Genomic DNA, 7,967 nt, shown 5'->3' with positions numbered 1-7,967 from the left:
GTTGCCAACGGGCTGCGCAAGGAGATCGCGCTGAGCGCCTTGACGCAGAAATCCGAAACGTATCGCCAATACAAGGCGGACCTTGATGGAGACTATGTCGACATTTTCGGAGCGCATCCGGAATATCATGATCCCGACGATGCAAGTTACCCTGTAGCGCAGGCTTTTGGACGGCGCGTCCGTGATGAAGGCGCGCGTGCCGGTATCCGTTATGAAAGCGTGCGTCACGCCGGACATGCAAACTGGGTCTGCTTTCGCCCGCCCCTTATCCAGAATGTGACGCAGGCGAAGCACTTCCGGATCGAAGTGCCCCGAACCGGTCGTGTGGTTGTGCGCCAGGTCTCCTGATCAAGCGGCCACCACGGCTTTGCCAAGTTGTTTGACCTTGGCCGCAAAGAGCCTGGGAAGGCAAGGTCATGCGGTCATCTCGAGAGTGTAGGTGCTCCAGAGCTCCAAGGCATCTGATCGGGCGTGGCGGTATGAGGCAGCAGCAAGGGCATCGTCAACATGCGGGGCCTGATCTGAAATAGTACCGACTGACATGCCAAGAGCCCAACATTCCGGCGCCTTCAAAGGCCACCGTTTCCCGCCTGAGATCATTGGATATGCGGTCTGGTCTTATTTTCGGTTTCCCTTGAGCCTGCGCGATGTCGAGGATCTATTTGCGGCGCGCGGCATCATCGTGAGTTATGAAACGATCCGGAAGTGGGTTGGAAAATTTGGTACAAGGTATGCCGCTTCCATCCGGCGAGATCGGCCTGCGCCGTCTGATAAATGGCATCTTGATGAAGGGGTCATTCCTATCGGCGGGCGCAAATTCTGGCTTTGGCGCGCGATCGACAGCCATGGTGACGTTCTTGATATTCTGGTTCAATCTCGGCGCAACACTCGCGCAGCGAAACGCTTTTCTCGAAAACTATTCAAGCAATACGGGCGACCGCGCGTTGTAATCACGGACAAGCTCGGCAGCTATAGTGCGGCTTTGAAAACCTGGCGCCCGGTATCGACCACCGCAGGTGTCGCGTAGCCCTTAAATCTGAGACACGGAGCGTTTGAGGCCATTTTTTGCCCTTAACCCGCATTTCCCAAGTGGCTTGACTTTTTCGCACCTCCGATTGCCAGTAACGTGTTATATTTCAGAATGTTAATCGGGCTGAAGGTGGCGTTTCATGGATCACCCAGAGGGTGCGGGCGCGCAGCGGGCAGATCGGGTGGATTTCGACCGCCGGGTGCGGCTGGAATTCCGAGGCGCTCAGCTCAGTTCAGATGGCGGCCTTCTGGTGATGCGCGAGCTCGATGACGCGCTGGGGCTGTCAGACCTTGCGTCGGTCACGCTGCGCGACACGCGGAGTGGCAAGAACACCATCCACCGGCTCGACGGGCTGTTCCGGCAATCGGTGTTCGGGCGTCTGGCCGGATACGAGGACGTCAACGATGCTGACCGCCTCGCGCTCGACCCGGTCATGCGTCAGGTTGTTGGCGGACGGGCTGTCTATGCGCAGGCGGCCTCGGCCTCGCAGATGGGGCGCTTCGAGACAGAGACGCTGGCACTGGCCGAGAACCGGGCGGCGCTGGCCGACTTGAACGGACAATGGATCGACCGGTTTCACGACCGCAACGGCCTGAAGTATATCGTGCTGGATATGGACAGCTCGGTCAGCCCCACCCATGGCGATCAGGAAGGCGCGGCCTGGAACGGGCATTTCGACTGCACCTGCTATCACCCCAACTTCCTGTTCAACCAGTTCGGCATGCTGGAACGCTGCACCTTGCGCGACGGCAACGTCCACGGCGCCGATGGCTGGCGAGGCGTCCTCGATCCTGTCATCGCCCGGTATGCCGAGCGTGACATCATGCGGTTCTTCCGGGCGGATGCCGCCTATGCGATCCCGGCACTGTATGAACGCCTTGAAGAGGCCGATTACTTCTACGCCATCCGGTTGCCTGCCAACAACGTCCTGCGCGAGAAGATCGCGCACCGGCTGAGTCGGCCTGTAGGCCGGCCCTCGAAGACCAAGGTGAAGCGCTTCTTCGAGGATTTTCAGTATCAGGCCGCGTCTTGGGGCACGGAGCGCCGGGTGATCGCCAAGATTGAATGGCATCCGGGCGAGTTGTTCCCGCGCGTGGGCTTCATCGTCACGAACATGCCCATGGACCCCGACTGGGTCGTGCGGTTCTACAATCAGCGCGGCACCGCCGAGCAGCATATCAAGGAAGGCAAGTACGCCTTCCGTTGGACGCGTCTGTCCTGCCGAAGGTTCCGCGATAACGAGGTGCGGCTGCAACTGCATGCACTGGCCTACAACCTGGCAACGTTCCTGCGCTGCATCGAACTGCCCGAGGGAATGGCCGACTGGTCGCTGACCAGCCTGCAACTGAAGCTGATCAAGATCGGCGCCCGTGTCGTACGTCACGCCCGCGCCATCACCTTCCAACTGGCCGAAGTGGCCGTGTCAGGACAGATGGTGCGCGCCATCCTCGCCGCCATCCGCCGCCTTCGAGCCCCACCGTCATGCACGTGACCAAGATCCCCGCACCGACAGAGCGAAAACGGCAGGACAGGTATGCCCGACGCGCTAAAAAAACTCTGCTGCAAGGCCACGATGCGGTCGCTGCGCGGGGAGTGGGCAAAACTTGGGGGTGTCTGTGTATGCTAGTGGTTCATTGAGAGGGGACCTACCATGGACGTGCGGATTATTGTCGAGACGACCTTCGAGAATGGAACCACAAAGAGGCATCGCCTCGGCCGTCTATCCCGCCCATCTCGGCGCACGCAGCCTGAGGGGTTTGGGTTGTTGCTCGAAGATGCGAAGACGATCCTGGGGCAATTGCAGAATGTGATCCTGCGCGACCAGATCGACGAAATTTCCGAAGCCAGCCGGTTCTGTCCGGACTGCGACGGGGTCCGGGCTATACATGATTATCGGTCGCGGGTGCTCGACACACTTTTCGGCAGGATCGAGGTCAAAGCGCCGCGCATTCGCCGTTGCGCCTGCAATGCAAAATCCGATGTTGTCTTGGGCGGACCGCTTTCGCCTCTCGCTCACTTTTTTCCAGATCGATCGACCCCGGAACTGCGACGCCTTCAAGCCGAACTTGGGGCGCGTCATTCGTTCCGGGAAGCGGCGCGTATCCTGGAAACCTTTCTGCCTTGCGCGAAGCAGGTGAATACATCGGTGCGCAATCGACTGGGCAAAGTTGCCCGAGAAATCTGCGGCAGCGAGCAGACTGAGCCGTTGGTTCCTTCAGCCGCCGAAGAGGCGCCTGCGTTGACGGTTTTCCTGGACGGTGCGCATATCCGATGCAGGCCGGAATACCAGAAGCGACACCTCGATGTTGTGGTCGGCAAGATCGAAAGCCACGATAGGTGCCGTCGCTTCGGCTTGGTGCAACAGGCGGTCCTGTCACCTGCCAGTCAGCTTCGCCAGGACTTGAAGGCTCTCGGTTGGGATCACGAACAAACCGTCACGGTAATTTCGGACGGGGAACCAGCCCTGCCAAACCTCGTCCGCAATGCCGTCGATGGAAAGGTCCGCCACATCCTCGACTGGTGGCATATCTCAATGCGTATTCAGCACGTCGAGAACGCCGTAAAAGGCCTGCTGCAGAGCAGGGGTTTCTCCGGCATTCCAGTGCTGTTCAAACGTCCGGCCGAGACGCTGCGATGGTACCTTTGGCATGGAAAAGTTCTAACGGCCACGACCAGTCTGCAATGGTTGATGGTCGATTCCGCTCGACTGGTTACAGATGACCGCGTGGTGACTGAAGCGGTTCGGCGAGTGCAAGCTCGGTGCCGAGACCTCTATTTATACCTTGCGAACAACATGGACAACCTGACGAACTACGGCAAGCGACATCGAAGAGGTCTTCCAGTCTCTTCATCCCGGGCAGAGGGCTGCGTGGACGACATCGGGAACACACGCATGGGCAAGCGCCGCCGCATGAGATGGTCACCCAATGGAGCCCACCGCGTGGCTGTTGTCCGCGCCGCCGTTCTCGACGGTCGGCTAACCTGCGCTTACCAAAGAGCAGCCGCATAACCCCCAAGTTTTGCCCACTCCCAGATTTTGCCCTTTAATCCGATATTTTGCCTTTAAATCTGAGACACAGTTTGAGTAGTCGGTTGCCGAAAAACAGAGAAATTTCGTCGTTTGACTGCGAAATATTCACTTTTAAGGCATACTACACGACACACGGCGGTTTTTGGGGTGGCCGAGACCGGCGGGAAAGATTCTTCTATGGGACTCGACCTCACCAAAGGAACGGTCCCTTGAATATCCTTGCTCTCGCCGATCTCCAGAAAACGCTAACCCCGCATGTGCCGTTGGGCAAGTCACGGCTCGAGACGCTTTGCATGATCTTGCTTGGAATGATCAGCGCGCGGACGGTGAACCTGACGCACATCGCGAGCGAGCGGCCAAGTCGCGTCATGGTTGCATCGACCTATCGCCGTCTGCAACGTTTCTTCCAATACGTGCGCCTACCCGAGGATTGGAGTGTAGGCATCGTGATCTCGCTGCTCAACAACCCTCGCCCTTGGCATCTGTGTCTTGACCGAACCAACTGGAAGATCGGCACCGCCGACGTCAACGTCCTCGTCTTGGCAGTCATCACGACCAAGTTCCGTGTCCCGTTGATGTGGACCCTGCTCCCGCATTCTGGCAACAGCACGACCGCGCAGCGCATCGCACTGATGAAGCGATATCTTGCGCATTTCGATGCCTCGACCGTGCGGGTGCTTCTGGCTGATCGGGAGTTTATCGGCCAAGAATGGTTCGCTTTTCTGGTCGAGAACAAGATCCCCTTCGCGATCCGCATGAAGGAGGACCAGATCGTCCGCACCAACGGACGCGAACTGAAGTTTCGCTCGCTGCTGTCACGGTGCAAGGGTGTTCGGGGCTTCACTGCTGTCCTGCCCGGCAAAGCAGGTCACCCTGACCTTGAGCTTCATTTCGGCGCGCGCCGTATCAAGGGTGGCGAGCTTCTCGTGGTCGCTTCGCCATATCCAGCCACTGGCGCGCACATCCTGCGGCAGTACAAAAAGCGCTGGTTCATCGAGTGCCTGTTCGCAGACAGCAAGACGCGGGGTCTAAACCTTGAAGATACGCGCCTGACGCTCACCTCAAAGTTGTCTCTGCTCATCGCCATTACTGCTGTTGCCATCGCCCTCGTCTGCCGTGCCGCTGCCCAGATCATGGGAAAAAAATACCCCGCCCGGAAGAAGCATGGATACTGCGCGAAATCCTGGTTCCGTATTGGCTTCGACGAAGTCCGGCGATGGATGCGGTCAAGCCCGGAAACGCCTCTCATAACCCGAAACCTCGTCGTTCCGAGGCGGCCGCGGGCGGGAGTCGTGTAGTGTGCTTTTAAGGGCAAAAAATGGCCTCAAACGCTCCGTGTCTCAGATTTAAGGGCTACGCGACAGCCACGGACCGCTGTCAGCCTCGAAGTGTTCGTGATGCGAAACATCTGCTGTGGTTAGATGCTCGAAATCCGAGGGATTGCGCCAGAAGTTGTTTATTTGGCCATCGTCTCTTTCAGGCGACGGAGCTCCAGTGCGTGAGAATCCGCCTCGCTTTCGCCGGTCCGCGGTCCGCGGGACAGGGCGCTGGCGAGATCGAAATAGCCTTTGCCGGGACGCTTGTCGCGTCCGCGATTGACGGCGCGGGCGGCGATAAAGGCACGGTCCGCCGCGGCGTCCTCCCGCATCGTGGTTTCCAGGGCCCTGGTGACCTTGGCGATCGAGCCCGGGGTCCACAGACCGAGCGCGCGCGCCAATGCGCCGTAGGTGATCGGCATCTCGTCTTCGGTGAGACCTTGCAGATGGGCGCGGACGCGGTTGGCAAGCTCTTTCTCCGTGCCCGCTGCTGCCTCGATCACACGCGGCGGCGGAATCTCGCGGGCCGCGCCGCTTGCGTCGATTTCCGCGGCCCAGGCGCGGGTCGTCGTGCGCAGGACGATCCGGGTCTTGCCGCTGTCCTTTCCTTCGCCGGTCTCGGTCACGCCGACGACATCGCCTCTCTGCAAACCCGCGCGTAGCGCTTCTGGTGTGATGCCGAGCTTTGGTGCCAGGTAATCCGGGTCGACGATAATCTGCCCGTCCTCCCATCCGATGACGCCTTCGGGAACGGGTCGGTTCAGGATAGGCGATGGTCCATCGTCGCGCGCGTAGAACGGATTGCCCCCCGCCGCGTGATCTGTGACATCGACGATCTTGTCGATTTGCGGCAAGGCGGCGCGCAGCATGCGTTCCACCCCTTCGCGAAGTGTGGCCGCAGAGGCCGCGCAGCCCTGACAGCCGCCGGACATGCGCAGATAGACGGCGCCGCCCTCGACCTTGTCCACCGAGATATGCCCGCCATGGGCGGCCACGGCCGGATTGACCTGCTGGTTCAGCAGAGTCTCGACCGCCTCGAGCAGAGCCTGGTCGGGTGTGGTCTCTTCCCGCCCGTCCTGCCCGAGCGGTGCGTCGGTTTCGTCGAGCAGCTTTCGGATCGCATCGGCGATCGCGGGTTTCAGCGTTGCCCAGTCCGATTCGGCATTCTTTTTAACCCAAATCGTTGCACCGCTCACTTCGACTCGGACAACACCATCCAGCGCGAAAAGCGCGCGCGCCAGCGGGGCATCACCTGCGGCCTCGAACCGGACGGACGCGCGCCCCTGAATCGGCGCGTCTAGGATGAATCCCACGACATCGGGATCGTGGGCCGAGGATTCGGCCCGGATGCGGCGGCGGGTGGCGGTGTCAGACATCTTCAAGCTCCGTCCCCACCATGGCTTGGAGAGCCTTGAAGACATAGATGCCGGTGTCGTGGCCGTCGCTGAAGGCCATGCCGAGCGCGTAGTTGCCGACGCTCCAGACACGGGTGAGGCGGATATCCATCGGCACGGTGTCCGGGTTCAGCAGCCGTTTGCCGCTCATCTCGTCGCGGCATTGCGCGCATTGGCAGGCCAGCCGAAGGTCGCGCTCGCTTAACCTTTGATCCGTGCCGTCGGACCACCGCAAGAGCAGCGCGCCATCGGCGTGGTCGAGCGCCGCAAGCCGGTCGGCCGGTCCACCCTCGGCGATAGGCGCAGGGGACGGTTTTCCTACGCCCTCGGCAATCGTCCAGGCAAAGGGCGTTGCGATTCCCGCGACGTCACCGCCGGTCCAGGCCAACGTGGCAGCGATACTCCGGTAGGCCGCTGCCGCCGGACTGTCGGGCGCGGCGCGCACCAGTGGGCGGCCGTCGTCACCGCAGTCGACCACAGTCGGGTCAAGAGGCACCTTGCCAAGGAAATCTACGTCTAACTCCTGCGCGATCGCCTCTCCGCCACCTTGATGGAAGATATGCGTCACCGTTCCGCAATCTGGGCAGGTGAAGCCGCTCATGTTCTCGATCACGCCCAGGATCGGTACCTTGACCTGTTGATTTCCGCTGAGAAGTGACCCGGTAGCCCCCCAAATTTTCACTGAGAACTGACCCATGTGAACACGCTGCCCCGACGGATTTGGTCGGGGAGATATGGAGTGATCGACATGGGATTTTTGAGTATTATCCGACGCTGGGCATTGCGTGACAAAATGCCAATCCGCGAGATTTCGCGGCGCACGGGGCTGTCTCGCAACACCATCAGAAAGTACCTGCGCGAGGGCGCGGTTGAGCCGAAGTTCAAGACGCCATCACGGCCGAGCAAGCTGGACCCTTATGCGGATCGTCTGTCTGCCTGGCTGCTGGCGCAGACACGCAAACCGCGCAAGGAACGGCGGACGGTGAAGCAGATGCATGCTGATTTGGTGAAGCTTGGCTATGATGGCTCCTATGGTCGCGTGGCGGCTTTTGCCCGCGCTTGGCGTGCGGATCGGCATCGGGCTGCACAAACGACGGGACGCGGCACCTACGTTCCCTTGGTGTTTCAGCCCGGCGAGGCGTTCCAGTTCGACTGGAGCGAAGACTGGGCCAACATTGGAGGCGAACGGGTCAAGC

The 7,967-nt window shown here is 60.4% G+C and carries 7 protein-coding genes and 1 pseudogene; 6 read left to right on the top strand and 2 right to left on the bottom strand.

What is annotated here, in order from left to right; translation table 11 throughout:
* The 5 genes and pseudogenes from E2L05_RS19920 to E2L05_RS19900 all read left to right on the top strand — a co-directional run.
* Nucleotides 1-348 (top strand): RES family NAD+ phosphorylase (locus tag E2L05_RS19920; protein ID WP_133344727.1); only part of this gene is annotated, 348 nt, incomplete at its 5' end.
* A gap of 193 nt (nucleotides 349-541) precedes the next feature.
* Nucleotides 542-1,014 (top strand): annotated as a pseudogene (locus E2L05_RS19915) (IS6 family transposase); the annotation flags it as partial.
* Between the two features lie 155 nt (nucleotides 1,015-1,169).
* Complete coding sequence (locus E2L05_RS19910; RefSeq protein WP_133344737.1) at nucleotides 1,170-2,522, top strand: IS1380 family transposase; 1,353 nt, start codon at nucleotides 1,170-1,172, stop codon at nucleotides 2,520-2,522.
* A 159-nt stretch (nucleotides 2,523-2,681) separates the two neighbouring features.
* Nucleotides 2,682-4,040, top strand: a complete 1,359-nt coding sequence (locus E2L05_RS19905; RefSeq protein WP_133344735.1) for an ISKra4 family transposase — start codon at nucleotides 2,682-2,684, stop codon at nucleotides 4,038-4,040.
* Between the two features lie 230 nt (nucleotides 4,041-4,270).
* Nucleotides 4,271-5,359: an IS4 family transposase gene (locus tag E2L05_RS19900; RefSeq protein WP_133344734.1), complete on the top strand. Its 1,089-nt coding sequence runs from the start codon at nucleotides 4,271-4,273 to the stop codon at nucleotides 5,357-5,359.
* Between the two features lie 158 nt (nucleotides 5,360-5,517).
* Here the strand turns inward: E2L05_RS19900 and E2L05_RS19895 are convergent, their stop codons facing one another.
* The gene (locus tag E2L05_RS19895) at nucleotides 5,518-6,753 is read right to left on the bottom strand and encodes a DUF6522 family protein (protein ID WP_133344732.1); all 1,236 of its coding nucleotides are present in this window, start codon (nucleotides 6,751-6,753) and stop codon (nucleotides 5,518-5,520) included.
* Nucleotides 6,746-7,468 carry a P-loop NTPase gene (locus E2L05_RS19890; RefSeq protein WP_133344730.1) on the bottom strand — a complete coding sequence of 241 codons (723 nt, stop codon included), beginning with the start codon at nucleotides 7,466-7,468 and terminating at the stop codon, nucleotides 6,746-6,748. The genes E2L05_RS19895 and E2L05_RS19890 overlap by 8 nt, the downstream gene beginning before the upstream one ends.
* A gap of 51 nt (nucleotides 7,469-7,519) precedes the next feature.
* Between E2L05_RS19890 and E2L05_RS19885 the strand changes: the two genes are divergently transcribed.
* A partial coding sequence (locus E2L05_RS19885) for a MerR family transcriptional regulator (protein WP_394346566.1) occupies nucleotides 7,520-7,967 on the top strand: 448 nt, incomplete at its 3' end.

Origin of the sequence: Meridianimarinicoccus aquatilis, from assembly GCF_004358675.1 — a bacterium.
GTDB lineage: Bacteria > Pseudomonadota > Alphaproteobacteria > Rhodobacterales > Rhodobacteraceae > Meridianimarinicoccus > Meridianimarinicoccus aquatilis.
The sequence above is the reverse complement of the archived record's forward strand: the minus strand, read 5'-3'. Positions and strand labels throughout refer to the sequence as shown.